The organism is Streptomyces luomodiensis (genome assembly GCF_031679605.1).
Classification (GTDB): domain Bacteria; phylum Actinomycetota; class Actinomycetes; order Streptomycetales; family Streptomycetaceae; genus Streptomyces; species Streptomyces luomodiensis.
This window is the reverse complement of the sequence record NZ_CP117522.1, coordinates 2,794,553-2,810,984: the sequence shown is the minus strand read 5'-3', so window position 1 is coordinate 2,810,984 and position 16,432 is coordinate 2,794,553. Positions and strand designations below refer to the sequence as shown.

Genomic DNA, 16,432 nt, shown 5'->3' with positions numbered 1-16,432 from the left:
ATAGAGCAGTCGGCGGGGGGCGGCGACCGTGCGGTCACCGGGGGCGGTCATGGGCCCCTTAAGCGGTCAGAGGCCGGGGATGCGGCCGTTGCGGAAGAGGTCCACGAAGATCTGGTGGTCGGCGCGGGCGCGGGCGCCGTAGGAGTGCGCGAAGTCCACCAGGAGATCGGCGAAGCCGTCCTCGTCGGCGGCGATCACCGCGTCGATGGCGCGCTCGGTGGAGAACGGCACCAGCGAGTGGCCGCTCTGGTCGTCGGCGGCCGCGTGCATGGCGGCCGTGGCCCGTCCGAGGTCGGCCACGACCGCCGCGATCTCGGCCGGGTCGTCGATGTCGGACCAGTCGAGGTCCACCGCGTACGGCGAGATCTCGGCGACCAGCTGCCCCGCCCCGTCCAGCTCGGTCCAGCCCAGCCACGGGTCGGCGTGGGCCTGGAGCGCGCGCTGGGAGATCACCGTGCGGTGGCCCTCGTGGTGGAAGTACGACCGCACCTGTTCGTCGGTGATGTGCCGGGAGACCGCCGGGGTCTGCCCCTGCTTCATGTAGATCACCACATCGTTCTCCAGGGCGTCGCTGTTGCCCTCCAGAAGGATGTTGTACGAGGGGAGCCCGGCGCTGCCGATGCCGATGCCCCGGCGGCCCACGACGTCCTTGACGCGGTAGGAGTCCGGACGCGCGAGACTGGACTCCGGGAGGGTCTCCAGATAGCCGTCGAAGGCGGCCAGGACCTTGTAGCGGGTGGCCGCGTCCAGCTCGATGGACCCGCCGCCGGCCGAGAAGCGCCGCTCGAAGTCGCGGATCTCGGTCATCGAGTCGAGCAGCCCGAAGCGGGTCAGCGAGCGGGCGTCGCGCAGCGCGTCCAGCAGCGGACCCTCCGAGGTCTCCAGGGTGAAGGGTGGCACCTCGTCGTTCTTGGCGCCGGTGGCCAGGGCGTGGATGCGCTCGCGGTACGCGCCGGCGTACGTCCGCACCAGCTCGGTGATCTTCTCGTCGCTGAGCGCCTTGGTGTAGCCGATGAGCGCCACGGAGGCGGCGAAGCGCTTCAGGTCCCAGGTGAAGGGACCGACGTACGCCTCGTCGAAGTCGTTCACATTGAAGATCAGCCGGCCGTTGGCGTCCATGTAGGTGCCGAAGTTCTCGGCGTGGAGGTCGCCGTGGATCCACACCCGGCTGGTGCGGTCGTCCAGGTACGGCCCGCCGGCGCGCTCCCGCTCCACATCGGCGTAGAACAGGCAGGCGGTGCCGCGGTAGAACGCGAACGCCGAGGCGGCCATCTTCCGGAACTTGACGCGGAAGGCGGCCGGGTCGGCGGCGAGCAGCTCGCCGAAGGCGGTGTCGAAAACGGCGAGGATGTGCTCGCCGCGCTGTTCCGCCTGGGTCTGCTGGGTCGACATCGCGGAGCGCCTCCTGGGGGCATGAGGGGTCTGATCGGAATGGCAGATACGACAGGGTATGTTCCGGTCCGCCGGGTGCGCGGGAGGACCGGACGCCCCGTCGGGATCAACGCCCGAGGCTACTCGTGAGTGCCGGGCTCCTGTCGGTGCGGAGGGGTAACCTTCGGTGCTGTCTCGCCTTGCCGTCATCGATTGTTCGCCGGAGGTCCTCCACCGTGACGAAGCCGCCCTTCACGCACCTGCATGTCCACACCCAGTACTCGCTGCTGGACGGTGCGGCGCGGCTCAAGGACATGTTCAAGGCCTGCAATGAGATGGGCATGACCCACATCGCCATGACCGACCACGGCAACCTGCACGGCGCCTACGACTTCTACCAGCAGGCGACGGGCGCCGGGGTCACGCCGATCATCGGGATCGAGGCGTATGTGGCGCCCGAGTCGCGGCGCTACAAGCGGCGTGTGCAGTGGGGCCAGCCGCACCAGAAGCGCGATGACGTCTCCGGTTCCGGTGGTTACACCCACAAGACCATCTGGGCGGCGAACAAGACCGGTCTGCACAATCTTTTCCGGCTCTCCTCGGACGCCTATATGGAGGGCTATTTCGTCAAGTGGCCGCGGATGGACAAGGAGACCATCGCCCAGTGGTCCGAGGGCCTGATCGCCTCCACCGGCTGCCCCTCGGGCGAGCTGCAGACCCGGCTGCGGCTCGGCCAGTTCGACGAGGCCCTCAAGGCCGCCTCCGAGTACCAGGACATCTTCGGCAAGGACCGGTACTTCCTGGAGCTGATGGACCACGGCATCGAGATCGAGCGCCGGGTCCGCGACGGGCTGCTGGAGATCGGCAAGAAGCTGGGCATCCCGCCGCTGGTCACCAATGACTCGCACTACACGTACTCCCGTGAGGCGGAGGCGCACGACGCGCTGCTGTGCGTCCAGACCGGCAAGAACCTCTCCGACCCGGACCGCTTCCGCTTCGACGGCTCCGGCTACTACCTGAAGTCCACGGAGGAGATGTACGCCATCGACTCCTCCGACGCCTGGCAGCAGGGGTGCGCCAACACCCTGCTGGTCGCCGAGCAGATCGACACCACCGGGTGGTTCGAGAAGCGCGACCTGATGCCCCGGTTCGACGTCCCCGAGGGGTACACCGAGGTCACCTGGTTCCAGGAGGAGGTCCGCAAGGGGATGGCCCGCCGCTTCCCCGGCGGCGTCCCCGAGGACCGCCAGAAGCTCGCCGAGTACGAGATGGACGTCATCATCCAGATGGGGTTCCCGGGCTACTTCCTCGTGGTCGCCGACTTCATCATGTGGGCCAAGAACAACGGCATCGCGGTCGGCCCCGGCCGAGGCTCCGCGGCCGGTTCGATCGTCTCGTACGCGATGGGCATCACCGACCTCGACCCGGTCGAGCACGGGCTGATCTTCGAGCGGTTCCTCAACCCCGAGCGCGTGTCCATGCCCGATGTCGACATCGACTTCGACGAGCGTCGGCGCGGTGAGGTGATCCGGTACGTCACCGAGAAATACGGCGCCGACAAGGTCGCCCAGATCGGCACCTACGGCACCATCAAGGCCAAGAACGCCATCAAGGACTCGGCCCGTGTGCTGGGCTACCCGTACGCGATGGGCGACCGCATCACCAAGGCGATGCCCGCCGACGTCCTGGGCAAGGGCATCCCGCTCTCCGGCATCACCGACTCCAGCCACCCCCGCTACAGCGAGGCGGGCGAGGTGCGCGGAATGTACGAGAACGAGCCGGATGTCAAGAAGGTCATCGACACCGCCCGCGGTATCGAGGGCCTGGTGCGCCAGATGGGTGTGCACGCCGCCGGCGTGATCATGTCGAGCGAGACGGTGACCGACCACGTCCCGGTCTTCTCGCCGAAGAACGACGGCCAGGTCGTGACCCAGTGGGACTACCCCACCTGTGAGTCGCTGGGCCTGCTGAAGATGGACTTCCTGGGCCTGCGCAACCTCACCATCATGGACGACGCCGTCAAGATGGTGCGCGCCAACAAGGGCATCGATCTGAAGCTGCTCGATCTGTCCCTGGACGACCCCAAGACCTTCGAACTGCTCTGCCGCGGTGACACCCTCGGCGTCTTCCAGTTCGACGGCGGTCCCATGCGCTCCCTGCTGCGCATGATGAAGCCCGACAACTTCGAGGACATTTCCGCCGTCTCGGCCCTCTACCGGCCGGGTCCGATGGGCATGAACTCGCACATCAACTACGCGCTGCGGAAGAACGGGCAGCAGGAGATCACCCCGATCCACCCCGAGCTGGAGGAGCCGCTCAAGGAGGTCCTCGGCATCACCTACGGCCTCATCGTGTACCAGGAGCAGGTGCAGAAGGCCGCCCAGGTGCTCGCGGGCTACTCGCTCGGCCAGGCCGACCTGCTGCGCCGTGCGATGGGCAAGAAGAAGCCCGAGGTGCTGGAGAAGGAGTTCGTCAACTTCCAGAAGGGCGCCCGCGAGAAGGGGTACTCCGACGAGGCCATCCAGGCGGTGTGGGACGTGCTGGTCCCGTTCGCCGGATACGCGTTCAACAAGGCGCACTCCTCCGCGTACGGCCTGGTCACCTACTGGACCGCGTACCTCAAGGCCAACTACCCCGCCGAGTACATGGCGGCGCTGCTCACCTCGGTCCGTGACGACAAGGACAAGTCGGCGGTCTATCTGAACGAATGCCGCCGCATGGGCATCAAGGTGCTGCCGCCCAACGTCAATGAGTCCGAGGCCAACTTCACCGCCCAGGGTGATGATGTGATCCTCTTCGGTCTCACGGCGGTCCGGAACGTCGGTCAGAACGTGGTGGAAGCGATCATCCGCGGCCGTAAGGCCAAGGGGAAGTACGCCTCGTTCCCGGACTACCTGGACAAGGTCGAGGCGGTGGTCTGCAACAAGCGCACCACCGAATCGCTGATCAAGGCGGGCGCCTTCGACGAGATGGGCCACACCCGCAAGGGGCTGATGGCGCACTACGAGGCGCTGATCGACAATGTGGTCGCGGTGAAGCGCAAGGAGGCCGAGGGGCAGTTCGACCTCTTCGGCGGCCTGGGCGGCGACGGCGGGGACAGCGACGGGCCGGGCTTCGGGCTCGACGTCGAGTTCTCGGACGTCGAATGGGACAAGGCCTATCTGCTGGCCCAGGAGCGGGAGATGCTGGGCCTGTATGTCTCCGACCATCCGCTGTTCGGTATCGAGCATGTGCTGAACGAGAAGGCGGACGCCGCGATCGCCGCGCTCACCGGGGGCGAGCACGCCGACGGTGCGATCGTCACCATCGGCGGCATCATCTCCGGCCTCCAGCGCAAGATGACCAAACAGGGCAACGCCTGGGCCATCGCCACCGTGGAGGACCTGGCCGGCTCCATCGAGTGCATGTTCTTCCCCGCCACCTACCAGCTGGTCTCCACCCAGCTCGTGGAGGACGCGGTCGTCTTCGTCAAGGGCCGGCTGGACAAGCGCGAGGACGTGCCCCGGCTGGTCGCCATGGAGCTGATGGTTCCCGATCTGTCCGAGGCGTCGGCCAACGCGCCCGTGACGATCACCATTCCCACGGTCAAGGTCACCCCGCCGCTGGTCGAGAAGCTCGGCGAGGTGCTCACCCACCACCGCGGCTCCACCGAGGTGCGGATCAAGCTCCAGGGGGCCCGGAAGACCACCGTGCTGCGGCTCGACCGGCACCGCGTCACCCCCGACCCGGCGCTCTTCGGCGACCTCAAGGTGCTGCTGGGGGCGTCCTGTCTGGCCGGGTGACCGCCCGGCCCGGCCGGCGTTCGCCTCGCTGACCCGGCCCCCTTCAGCGCGCGGGGCGCGCCCGGCACGGGCGCGCCCCGGGGCCGCTGCCGCGCGGCCCGCCGTCGCGGCGGCCGGTGCCGCCGCGCGGTGCCTCAGTTGTGGCCGAAGCTCTTCTGCCGGGTCTTGCGCGCCGTCGACGGGCTGCCCTCCGACCGCATCGCCTGCGACTGCGCGTCCATCGAGGACTGCTGCTCGGCGGGGCGGTCGGCCATGCCCTGCTCCTGCTGCTGCTTGCGAGTGCGGTTCTTGTTCTTGCCCATGGTGGTGTTCCTCCAGTTGGGATCAGCCCCCGGCGAAGAGTCCCCCGATGAAGGGCCCTCCGGTGAGAATCCCTTCGGGAAGAACAGTGACACGCCACGGTGACCCGTGCATTTCGGGCAATTACCGTGAGTGAGAAGGAGGGTGTTGGCGGGTAGGCCGTATCCGCCACGCCGGTGATCCAGTTCGGACTGATAACCCCCCGTACGGTCGGGCAGACTCGAAGGAAGGCCGAAGGGGAGATCCGGGGCATGGCTGTGTGCGGGGGGCGACCGAGGACTGGACCGTCAGGAAAGAGGGTGGAACGTGGACCGCTGCGTCGTCCTGGTGGACGCCGGGTATCTGCTGGGCGCCGCCGCGAGCCTGCTGGCCGGGGAGCCCGCCCGGTCGCGTATTTCCGTTGACCACGCGACCCTCATCCAGGGCCTGCGGGAGCGGGCCGAGGCCGAGACCGAGCGTCCGCTGCTGCGCATCTACTGGTTCGACGGCGCCCCCGACCGCGTCCCGCAGCCCGAGCACCGGAGGCTGCGCGTGATGCCCCGGGTGACCGTCCGGCTGGGCGCGCTCACCCGCAGTGACGGCCGTTGGGCCCAGAAGGGCGTCGACGCCGCCATGCACGCCGAGCTCACCGAGCTCGCCCGCAACCGCGCCTGCTCCGACATCGTGCTCGTCACCGGCGACGGGGATCTGCTGCCCGGACTGATGTCGGCCAAGGAACACGGCGTCGCCGTCCACCTGTGGGCGGTCCAGGCCGCCGACGGCGACTACAACCAGTCCGAGGACCTCGTCGCCGAGGCCGATGAGCGGCGCGTCCTGGACCGTGCCTGGATCACCCGGGCGGTGCGCGCCAAGGAGCTTCCCGGGCCCTGCGCGCCCGTCTCCGAGCCGCGCCCGGAGATCGCGGCCATCCTCTCCGCCCCGCTGCCGGAGACGGCGGCGGCCGCCGCTGCCGCCGCCGCGGCCGCCCCGCCCGGCGCGGGCGAGGCGCCCCCCGGCCGCAACGGCACCGCCAGGACCGGCGCCGGGGTGACCGACCCGGCGGCCGCTCCCGGCCGTCCCGCCGCCGCGGCCCCCGGGGCGGGCCCGGACACCGCGGCAGGGGGCGCCGGCCGGGGCGTGCCCACCCCCAAGGACCTCGCCGACCTGGGCCGCGGCCCGGCCGTGCCCGGCGGCCAGGCGGAGCGGCAGCAGGCCGCCGGTGCCACCCTGCGCTGGTCCTCCGACAAGGGCTGGATCGACCGCGGCCCCGGCACCGGGGTGGGGGAGCCGCCGGAGACCGCCAACCTGCCCATGCTGGCCCAGCTCACCAGCGCCGAGCAGCGCTGGGCCGACCGCGAGGAGGACATCACCGCCGTCAGCGGCGATCCGTTCGAGGTCGGCCAGGTCTTCGCCCGCCGCTGGGCCGACCGGCTCGCCGATCCGGGCCATCTGCACCAGCTCTCCACCGAGTACCCCCGCATCCCGCACCGTATCGACGGCGAACTGCTGCGCTACGCGGCCCGCTTCGGGCTGCTGGCCCACAAGGACGACCAGATCGACGAGCACGACCGCTATGCGATCCGGGCGGGCTTCTGGCGTGAGATCGACGTCCGTTCGGCGGCGGAGCACGCACCGGCCGGGGAGTAGCCTGCCCGCCGTTCTCCCGCCGCGGGCACGGGCCCCGGGCGCGGGTGTGGGTGTTTGGGCGCGTACCCTCATAGCTCGTGAGGACGGGCGCGAAACAGGCGACGAGCGGCGATGTGGTGTGCACCGTGCGCGGCCTGGTCAAGACCTATCCCGCGGCGCGTGGCCGGCGCGGCGCGCCCGCCACGCCCGCCGTCCGGGCCAGCGACGGCATCGACCTCGATGTGGTGCGCGGCGAGGTCTTCGGGCTGCTCGGGCCCAACGGCGCCGGCAAGTCCACCCTGGTACGGCAGCTCACCGGCCTGCTGCGGCCCGACGAGGGCAGGGTGCGGGTGCTCGGCCACGATCTGGTACGCCACCCCGAGCGCGCCGCCCGGCTGCTGGGCTATCTCGGCCAGGACTCGACCGCGCTGGACGAGCTGACCGTCTCCCTCGCCGCCGAGACCACCGCGCGGCTGCGCGGGCTGGACAACCGCGCGGCCCGCGCGGAGCGGGACGCGGTGATCGAGGAGCTGGGGCTCGGGGGACTCGCCGGGCGGCCGCTGAAGAAGCTCTCCGGCGGGCAGCGGCGGCTGGCCTGCGTCGCCGCCGCGCTGGTCGGGGAGCGGCCGCTGCTGGTGCTGGACGAGCCCACCACCGGGATGGACCCCGTGGCCCGGCGCGCCGTATGGGCGGCCGTGGACCGGCGGCGGGCCGAGCGGGGGGTCACGGTGCTGCTGGTCACCCACAACGTGATCGAGGCGGAAACGGTTCTGGACCGGGTCGCCGTGCTGGACCGCGGCCGGGTGATCGCCTGCGACACGCCCGCCGGGCTCAAGGCGCTGGTCGCCGACGAGGTGCGGCTGGAGCTGGTGTGGCGCACCGAGCCGCCGCTGGACGTGCCCGGGGTCGCCGCCCTGCGGAAGGCCGCCGAGGCGGCTCGGGCCGCGGACGGGGCCCTGGGGCGGCGCTGGACGCTGCGGCTCGCGCCGGACGACGCGCGCGCCGCCGTCGCCACCGTGACCGGTGGTCCCGCCTTCGCCGCGCTGGACGATTTCACTCTCGCCACGCCGAGCCTGGAGGATGTGTACCTCGCCCTGGGCGGCCGTGCGGAGGGCGCGCAGGGGCTGGTGAAGGCGTGATGGCCGGGGCGCTCCGGTGAACGCGCCGGTGGCCGTGACCGTATTTCGGGCCGTAGAGCCATGCAGCCGTAGAACCGTGAAGCCGTAGAACCGTAGACCCGTGTAGGTGAAGGAGCAGCGCAACGTGAGTGTCGTGCCCGCCCTGTCCGGTGTGTCCGGGACCACAGGTGTGCCCGGTGCCTCCGGTACCTCGGGTGTCTCCGGTGCTCCTGACGCCTCTGGTACGTCGGGGGCGTCCGGCGGGGCCGGTGATGTGCCCGCGCCCCTGGCGGCGCGGGCACGGCTCTTCCCCGCGCTCGCCGCGGTCTACCGCGCCCAGCTCTCGCGGGCCCGGGTGGCCCGGATACCCCTGCTGTTCGTGGCGACCTTCCAGTCCGTCGGGATCATGATCCTGATGCGCGGGGTGGTGGACGGCGGAAACGAGGCACGGTCCGTGGTGGCCGGGTCGAGCGTGCTCGTCGTCGCCTTCGTGGCGCTCAACCTGCTCGCGCAGTACTTCGGCCAGCTGCGGGCCAGCGGCGGGCTCGACCACTACGCGACCCTGCCGGTGCCGCCCGCGGCCGTGGTGCTCGGGGCGGCCGCCGCGTACGCCTCCTTCACCGTGCCCGGGACCGCCGTCACCGCGGTCATGGGCAGTGCCCTCTTCCAGCTGCCCATGGCGCATCTGTGGATCCTCCTCGCCGTGATCCCGCTCTCCGGCGCCGCCCTCGCCGGACTCGGCGCCGCGCTGGGGCTGCTCGCACCGCGCCAGGAACTCGCCACGCTGTGCGGGCAGTTGGGGATGTCCGCCGCGCTGCTGCTGGGCGTGCTGCCCGCGGCCCGGATGCCGCAGGTAGTGTCGTACGTGCGCGATCTGCTGCCCTCGACGTACGGTGTGGAGGCCCTGGCGCGGTCCTTCGACGGGCAGCCCGACTGGTGGGTGATCTGTGCCGACCTCGGGGTGTGCGCGGGGGTGGCCGTGGTGTCCCTCGCGGCCGCGACCTGGGCCTATCGGCGGGCGGCGGTGCGGTGACGCGCCGCAGTGAACCTCCCGCCGACCGATGTACGCCATCCGCCTGGCACGATGACGGGGTGACCGCACCGTTGACGCCACATGATCAGCCTTCGCCGCACGATGATCCTGCCGGGGGCCGGCCGCCGTCCCAGGGGCAGCCGTACGGACACCCCGAACATTCCGGGCACCCGGAGCAAAGCAGCCATCCCGGGCAGTCCGGTCATCCCGACCACCCTGGCCACCCCGACCACTCGGACCACCCGGAGCACTCGGAGCAGTCCGAGCCGGGGCCCGAGTTGCGCGCCGAACTGGTGCAGGCGTCGCTGGTCGCCATCGCGGTGGCGGTCGCGGGGGTGCTTCTCGGGCTGCTGTGGCTGTGGTGGGCGCCGAAGGTGCCGCTGGTCTCGGACGGCTCCGCCGTTTATCTGGCGAACTCGGAAGGTGAGGACGCGATCGGCGCGGACGGTGTGTTCACGCTGCTCGGGCTCGCCTTCGGGGTGGTCTCGGCCGTCGTCGTCTTTCTGCTCTTCCGCCGCGGCGGTATCGCGCTGGTCGTCGGGCTGGCGATCGGCGGGGTGCTCGCCTCGGTGATCGCCTGGCGGCTGGGCGTATGGCTGGGACCCACCTCGGACGTCGTGGCTCATGCCAAGTCGGCCGGTAAGGGCGTCACCTTCGACGGACCGCTGAAGCTGGGCGCGAAGGGCGCGCTGCTGTCGTGGTCGGTGGCGGCGATGGTGATCCACCTGGCGCTGACGGGGCTGTTCGGCCCCCGCGATCCGGAGCCGGCCCTGCCGCCCGCGGCGGGCTCGGGAGCGCGCTAGGCGCCCTTCGGCGAGGGCCCGGGGGCCCGGGGGCTCACAGGGCCCGCTCAGGGCCTGAGCCGCCCTCGCCCGGGGCCCCGCGCCCCCTGCCGGTTGCCGGCGGGCCCCTAGGGCGTGTTTCGAAAGTCCCGCCTGCCCCGCGACGCCTGGCACGCGCGCTCGCCGCGTTGTCGGGATCGTCCGAGTAGGCCCACTACGAGGACGACCCTCCGCCTTGCGATCACACGCACCAGACGCCGCGGGGCCCGCCCTCCGGGCGGACGGCGCTACTTTCGAAACACGCCCTAGGTGCGGGCGATCGGCGCCAGCACCGCGTCGGTCAGCGACGCCAGGTCCTTGGGCGACAGCTCGACCTCCAGCCCGCGCCGGCCCGCCGAGACGCAGATCGTCTCGTAGCCGGTGGCCGACGCGTCCAGGGCCGTGGGAAGGCGCTTGCGCTGACCGAGCGGGGAGATCCCGCCCCGCACATAGCCCGTGGTGCGCTCGGCCACCGCGGGGTCCGCCATCGTGGCGCGCTTCCCGCCCACCGCCGAGGCGAGCGCCTTGAGGTCGAGCGTGGCCGAGACCGGGACGATGGCGACCGTAAGGCGGTCGTCGACGCTGGCGACCAGGGTCTTGAAGACCCGGCCCGGTTCGACGCCGAGCGCCTGGGCGGCCTCCTCGCCGTAGGAGGGGGCGGCCGGGTCGTGCTCGTAGGAGTGCAGGGTGAAGTCGGTGCCCGCGGCGGTCAGCGCGGTGGTGGCGGGGGTGCCCGCGGAGGTCTTCTTGGACTTCTTGGCCATGGTGGTCTGCGTCGATTCGTCTGCGTCAGTTCGTCTGCGTCAGTTCGTCTGCGTCGGTTCGTCTGCGTCGATTCTCTGCTCAGTTGGGGCTGGTGGGACGGCGGGTCAGGTCGACGGCGGGGAGCGACGGGAGCTTACCGATGACCGCGCTCTCGGCGCGCAGCAGTTTCAGCTCCTCGGCCAGCCGGCTCGCGGTGTCCGGCGCCTGGAGCAGCCGCTGCTTCGCGGGCGTGTCGAGCACGGCCGCCGCCGCCACCAGATACGAGAGGACGGACGGTTCGCCCGGCAGGTCCTGCTCGGCCGCCAGGGTCCGTTCACGGGCGCCCGCGAGCCGCTTCTGGTACATCCGGAAGGCTCGTACGACCCCCGAGGCCAGCGCCCCGGCGCCCTCTCCCTGTTCCTCCTCCAGCTCCTTGACCTCGGCCGACAGATAGGGACCGGAGGAGTCCACGGAGAGCAGCTCGAACCGGGTGGTGCCGGTGGCCAGCACCTCGAAGGTGCCGTCCTCCTGCTCCCGGATGGTGGCCGCGTCCGCCACACAGCCCACGGAATAGAAGGACTTGGCGGGGTCCGGGCCGAACCCGGCCGTGGGGCCGGGGTCCGGCAGCGTGACGGAGTCCGGGAGGCCGATCGCGCTCGGGGCGACCTCGTGGCCGTCCCGGATCGCGATCACCCCGAACCGGCGCGGCGCGTCCTGGGGGAGCGCCGACAGATCGCGCATCAGGGAGCGATACCGCTGTTCGAAGACGTTCAGGGGCATGACGAGCCCCGGGAACAGCACCGTGTTCAGCGGGAAGAGCGGAAGGCGCGCGGAGGTCACGGGGCGTAAGCCTAATGGCCCCGCGCGCCGCCTTTCACTGGCGCCGCAGCAGTCGTGAGGCGCCGGCGGCCACCGCGGTGGCCAGCACCCAGCCCAGCAGGATCATGACGATGGACGCCCATTGGACCGGGCCCTCGGGTTTCCAGTAGCCGTCCATGCCCAGGTCGATGACCGGGATCAGCAGGTCAAGGGTGTAGAGCGAGGCGTTCCAGTGCGGGGATTCGTCCGGCTTCATCGCCTCCGGCCGGTTGTGCGCGAAGAACACCGAGCCGACCGCCCACAGCACCGCCATCCACACCGCCGCCCGGCCCGGACGGTAGCCGTAGGCCACCGTCCAGTCCTGGAGGTAGCCCCACACCTTCCCGGCGAGCGGCAGCGTCTCCCGGCGGCGGCGCTGCTTGGCGAGCAGCACCTCGCGCGCGTCGGCGTCCTCGCCGCTGGCCCGCATGGTGTTGGCCAGCATCTCGTACGGCTCGGGCGCGTACTCGGGGGTCGCGGCGGCCACCCACTCCAGCCGCCGGGACAGCGGGAAGTGGCCGCGCGGGATCAGACACTCATAGCTGAACCCGGCCATGGTCAGCCCGCCCGGCCCCGGCCAGCTCACCGACTTGTCCACCAGGTTGACCACCCGGGCGCCGGAGAGGATCACTCGTCCGCGCTGTGGCCGTTCCCCGAGGAAGCGCAGCTCGGGCGTCTGGACCCGGCGCAGCGAGAGCTCCTGGTCGCTCTCCATGATGAAGCGGGCCTGGTCGAAGTCGATGGCGTCGCCGATCCGCGCGTCGTCGAGCCGGATGCCGCCCTCGCATTCGAAACGCTGGATACGGGTGCCGCGGGTCGGGGTGGAGGCGGTGCCGTACGGCGGTGTGGAGCCGCTGGAGTACGTGCTCACCCCGCCCGCGGTGAGGTAGAGGCTGCGCTCCACGGTCAGCTGCGGCGCGTTGAGCGCGCGGCGGCCGTAAGGGTTGCGCAGCCGGCTGCCGCGCAGGCTGAGCGACACCCCGATCTGCGCCCCGCGCAGGCTCAGCTCGCCATACGACTCGATCATGTCGGCCTGGAAGTCCTGGGCGACGGACAGCCCGTCGGCGCTGATCGACATGCCCCGGCGGTCACGGCGCACGATCAGCTGGTTGAGCAGTAAATCCGTGCCGATATGGGCGTCGGTGAGCCGGATGCCGTGCTCGACCACACAGCGCGGCAGATGCAGATCCCCCTCGGTGCGCAGCCGGGCCGCCTCCAGCCGGGGGAGGGCGCAGCCCACCAGGCGCAGGGTGGTGAACTGCGACTCGGGGAGCAGCACCTCCCGCTCGAAGCGGCAGTTCTTCAGCTCCACATAGGGCTCGATGTTGCCGCCGGCCAGGTCGAGCGTGCCGGTGATGTGCACCCCGTTGAGCTTGAGCGCGGACACCCGGCCCGGCTGCGCGGGCGGCCCGTCCAGCAGCAGCAGGGCCACGACACGCGCGCGGACACTGCGCTCCGGCCCCCATGCGTACGGGCCGGAGGGGTCGTTCCGCTGGGGGTGCGAGGTGCGCAGATCATGGGTGCTGCCGTTGCGGAACGCCTGCCACATGCCCCATTCGGCGGTGGTCAGATCGAGACCCGGGGGTGGATCGCCATCGTGCGGCTCGGTCACAGCCGTGTCCCCTCCTGATTCTCCGTGTCCCCGTACGGACCACATTCCCGCTGAGTAACCGGTTGAACGCCAACGGTCAGGGTCAACTTAGGGGGTCCGTATCACTGGCTGATACGGGGGGAGGGACGCCGTGGCGGGTCTGAGACAATTGGGCGCGTGATCTCCCGTATCGATCTGCGCGGCGCCGCCTTCCCCGAGGGCGGGATCGACCGCGACCTGCTGCCCCGTGCCGAGCTCGATGTCGAGGCCGCCCTGGAGAAGGTCCGGCCCATCTGCGACGACGTGCGCCATCGTGGTACCGCTGCGCTGATCGAGTACGCCCATCGGTTCGACGGCGTCACCATAGAGCGGGTGCGGGTCCCCGCGGAGGCGCTGGGGCGCGCCCTCGCCGAGCTGGACCCGGCCGTGCGGGCCGCTCTGGAGGAGTCCATCCGGCGGGCCCGGCTGGTCCACCGCGAGCAGCGGCGCACCGACCACACCACCCAGGTGGTGCCGGGCGGCACGGTCACCGAGCGCTGGGTGCCGGTCGAGCGCGTCGGTCTGTACGTACCGGGCGGGCGCTCGGTCTACCCGTCGTCCGTGGTGATGAACGTGGTGCCCGCGCAGGAGGCCGGGGTCGGCTCGATGGCCGTCGCCTCCCCGCCGCAGAGCGAGTTCGGCGGGCTGCCGCACCCCACGATCCTGGCCGCGTGCGCGCTGCTGGGCGTCGAGGAGGTGTACGCGGCGGGCGGCGCGCAGGCCGTGGCCATGTTCGCCTACGGCACCGAGGACTGCCGTCCGGTCTCCATGGTGACCGGTCCGGGCAACATCTGGGTCGCCGCGGCCAAGCGGCTGCTCAAGGGCCGGATCGGCATCGACGCCGAGGCCGGGCCGACCGAGATCGCCATCCTCGCCGACGCCACCGCCGACCCGGTGCACGTCGCCGCCGACCTGATCAGCCAGGCCGAGCACGATCCGCTGGCCGCGTCCGTGCTGGTCACCGACTCCGAGGAGCTGGCCACCGCGGTCGAGAAGGAGCTGGAGGTCCAGGTCGCGGCCACCAAGCACGTCGCGGACCGGATCGCGCCGGCGCTGTCCGGGCGGCAGTCCGGCATCGTGCTGGTCGACGGTCTGGAGCAGGGCCTGGCCGTCGTGGACGCGTACGCCGCCGAGCACCTGGAGATCCAGACCCAGGACGCGGCGGGCGTCGCGGCCCGGGTGCGCAACGCCGGGGCGATCTTCGTCGGGGCCTATGCGCCGGTGTCGCTCGGCGACTACGCGGCGGGCTCCAACCATGTGCTGCCCACGGGCGGCTGCGCCTGCCACTCCTCGGGGCTGTCCGTGCAGTCCTTCCTGCGCGGTATCCATGTGGTGGACTACAGCCGGGAGGCGCTGGCCGAGGTCGCCGGCCATGTGGTGACGCTCGCCGAGGCGGAGGATCTGCCCGCGCACGGCGCCGCGGTGAAGGCAAGGTTCGACTGGAAGGTGCCACCGAGCAAGTGACCCGCATTGACGATCTCCCGATCCGGGACGAGCTCCGTGGCAAGTCCCCGTACGGCGCCCCGCAGCTCGATGTGCCCGTACGGCTGAACACCAACGAGAACCCCTATCCGCTGCCCGAGCCGCTGGTCGCGCGGATCGCCGAGCGGGTCGCCGAGGCGGCCCGGAACCTCAACCGCTACCCGGACCGGGACGCGGTCGAGCTCCGCACCGAGCTGGCCCGCTACCTCAGCCGTACGGCCGGTCTCGAAGTCGGCGTCGCGAACGTGTGGGCGGCCAACGGGTCCAACGAGGTGCTCCAGCAACTGCTGCAGACCTTCGGCGGGCCGGGGCGCACCGCGATCGGCTTCGAGCCCTCGTACTCGATGCACGCGCTGATCTCCCGTGGCACCGGCACCGGCTGGATTTCCGGTCCCCGGAACGCCGATTTCACCATCGATGTCGATGCCGCCCGTAAGGCCATCGCCGAGCACCGCCCCGATGTCGTGTTCATCACCTCGCCGAACAATCCGACGGGCACGGCCGTCGAGGCCGAGACGGTGCTGGCGCTCCACGACGCGGCGCAGGCCGCCAGGGCGGACGCCGCCGGGGCGCTCGTCGTCGTGGACGAGGCGTACGGGGAGTTCAGCCACCGTCCGTCGCTGCTGCCGCTGATCGAGGGGCGGCCGCGGCTGGTGCTCTCGCGGACCATGTCCAAGGCGTTCGGCGCGGCCGGGCTGCGGCTGGGCTATCTCGCCGCCGACCCGGCGGTCGTCGACGCCGTCCAGCTGGTCCGCCTGCCGTACCACCTGTCCGCCATCACGCAGGCCACCGCGCTGGCCGCCCTGGAGCACACCGATACGCTGCTGGGGTACGTCGAGGCGCTGAAGGCCGAGCGCGACCGGCTGGTGAGCGAGCTGCGCACCATCGGCTGCGAGGTGACCGACTCCGACGCCAACTTCGTCCAGTTCGGCCGCTTCGAGGACGCCCACGCGGCGTGGCAGGGCCTGCTGGACCGGGGCGTCCTGGTCCGTGACAACGGCGTACCGGGATGGCTGCGGGTCACCGCGGGCACCCCCGCCGAGAACGACGCGTTCCTCGACGCGGTACGCGAGCTGATGAAGGAGAAGAGCGCATGACCCGCGTAGGCCGCGTGGAGCGCACCACCAAGGAGACCTCGGTGGTCGTCGAGATCGACCTCGACGGCACCGGCCAGGTCGATGTGTCGACAGGTGTCGGCTTCTACGACCACATGCTCGACCAGCTCGGCCGCCACGGCCTCTTCGACCTCACCGTCAAGACCGAGGGCGACCTGCACATCGACACCCACCACACCATCGAGGACACCGCCCTCGCGCTCGGCGCCGCCTTCAAGCAGGCGCTCGGCGACAAGACGGGCATCTACCGCTTCGGCAACTGCACGGTGCCGCTCGACGAATCCCTGGCCCAGGTGACGGTCGATCTCTCCGGCCGCCCGTACCTGGTGCACAGCGAGCCGGAGAACATCGCGCCGATGATCGGCGCGTACGACACCACGATGACCCGGCACATCCTGGAGTCCTTCGTGGCCCAGGCGCAGGTCGCCCTGCACGTCCACGTCCCCTACGGGCGCAACGCGCACCACATCGTGGAGTGCCAGTTCAAGGCCCTGGCGCGGGCCCTGCGCTACGCCAGTGAGCGCGACCCCCGGGCCGCCGGAATCCTCCCCTCCACGAAGGGCGCCCTCTAAC

The 16,432-nt window shown here is 71.2% G+C and carries 13 protein-coding genes; 8 read left to right on the top strand and 5 right to left on the bottom strand.

The genetic code is table 11. From position 1 onward, the window contains the following. Positions 1–66 precede the first annotated feature (66 nt). Positions 67–1,392, bottom strand: a complete 1,326-nt coding sequence (locus PS467_RS12060) for a DUF2252 domain-containing protein (RefSeq protein ID WP_311035265.1) — start codon at positions 1,390–1,392, stop codon at positions 67–69. 215 nt (positions 1,393–1,607) lie between these two features. On the opposite strand from PS467_RS12060, the gene dnaE reads away from it, so the two are divergent. Further along, on the top strand, positions 1,608–5,153 hold the full coding sequence (gene dnaE, locus PS467_RS12055) for a DNA polymerase III subunit alpha (protein WP_311035264.1): 3,546 nt from the start codon (positions 1,608–1,610) through the stop codon (positions 5,151–5,153). A gap of 134 nt (positions 5,154–5,287) precedes the next feature. Here dnaE and PS467_RS12050 read toward each other — a convergent pair whose 3' ends face one another. Beyond that, complete coding sequence (locus tag PS467_RS12050; protein ID WP_268971448.1) at positions 5,288–5,455, bottom strand: hypothetical protein; 168 nt, start codon at positions 5,453–5,455, stop codon at positions 5,288–5,290. A 304-nt stretch (positions 5,456–5,759) separates the two neighbouring features. Here PS467_RS12050 and PS467_RS12045 point away from each other — a divergent pair, with 304 nt between their 5' ends. The 4 genes from PS467_RS12045 to PS467_RS12030 all read left to right on the top strand — a co-directional run bounded on the left by PS467_RS12045 (position 5,760) and on the right by PS467_RS12030 (position 10,012). Further along, entirely contained in the window at positions 5,760–7,079 is a 1,320-nt protein-coding gene (locus PS467_RS12045) for an NYN domain-containing protein (RefSeq protein WP_311035263.1), read from the top strand. A gap of 77 nt (positions 7,080–7,156) precedes the next feature. Beyond that, a complete protein-coding gene (locus tag PS467_RS12040; RefSeq protein ID WP_311035262.1) occupies positions 7,157–8,197 on the top strand; it encodes an ABC transporter ATP-binding protein in 1,041 nt (346 codons plus the stop codon). Between the two features lie 133 nt (positions 8,198–8,330). Then, a complete protein-coding gene (locus PS467_RS12035; protein ID WP_432280737.1) occupies positions 8,331–9,209 on the top strand; it encodes an ABC transporter permease in 879 nt (292 codons plus the stop codon). A 59-nt stretch (positions 9,210–9,268) separates the two neighbouring features. Further along, positions 9,269–10,012: a magnesium transporter gene (locus tag PS467_RS12030; protein WP_311035261.1), complete on the top strand. Its 744-nt coding sequence runs from the start codon at positions 9,269–9,271 to the stop codon at positions 10,010–10,012. A 284-nt stretch (positions 10,013–10,296) separates the two neighbouring features. On the opposite strand, the gene ybaK is transcribed toward PS467_RS12030, so the two are convergent. The 3 genes from ybaK to PS467_RS12015 all read right to left on the bottom strand — a co-directional run bounded on the left by ybaK (position 10,297) and on the right by PS467_RS12015 (position 13,244). Further along, positions 10,297–10,794 carry a Cys-tRNA(Pro) deacylase gene (gene ybaK, locus PS467_RS12025; RefSeq protein WP_268971444.1) on the bottom strand — a complete coding sequence of 166 codons (498 nt, stop codon included), beginning with the start codon at positions 10,792–10,794 and terminating at the stop codon, positions 10,297–10,299. 79 nt (positions 10,795–10,873) lie between these two features. Continuing rightward, on the bottom strand, positions 10,874–11,614 hold the full coding sequence (locus tag PS467_RS12020) for an LON peptidase substrate-binding domain-containing protein (RefSeq protein ID WP_268971443.1): 741 nt from the start codon (positions 11,612–11,614) through the stop codon (positions 10,874–10,876). A 34-nt stretch (positions 11,615–11,648) separates the two neighbouring features. Further along, positions 11,649–13,244 (bottom strand): oxidoreductase, encoded by a 1,596-nt coding sequence (locus PS467_RS12015; protein ID WP_311035260.1) that lies wholly within the window; start codon positions 13,242–13,244, stop codon positions 11,649–11,651. A 156-nt stretch (positions 13,245–13,400) separates the two neighbouring features. Between PS467_RS12015 and hisD the strand changes: the two genes are divergently transcribed. The 3 genes from hisD to hisB are packed head-to-tail and all read left to right on the top strand — an operon-like array spanning position 13,401 to position 16,431. Next, a complete protein-coding gene (hisD, locus tag PS467_RS12010; protein ID WP_268971441.1) occupies positions 13,401–14,726 on the top strand; it encodes a histidinol dehydrogenase in 1,326 nt (441 codons plus the stop codon). Continuing rightward, on the top strand, positions 14,723–15,841 hold the full coding sequence (locus tag PS467_RS12005) for a histidinol-phosphate transaminase (RefSeq protein ID WP_311035259.1): 1,119 nt from the start codon (positions 14,723–14,725) through the stop codon (positions 15,839–15,841). The genes hisD and PS467_RS12005 overlap by 4 nt, the downstream gene beginning before the upstream one ends. Continuing rightward, a complete protein-coding gene (hisB, locus tag PS467_RS12000; RefSeq protein ID WP_063732372.1) occupies positions 15,838–16,431 on the top strand; it encodes an imidazoleglycerol-phosphate dehydratase HisB in 594 nt (197 codons plus the stop codon). The genes PS467_RS12005 and hisB overlap by 4 nt, the downstream gene beginning before the upstream one ends. Position 16,432 lies beyond the last annotated feature (1 nt).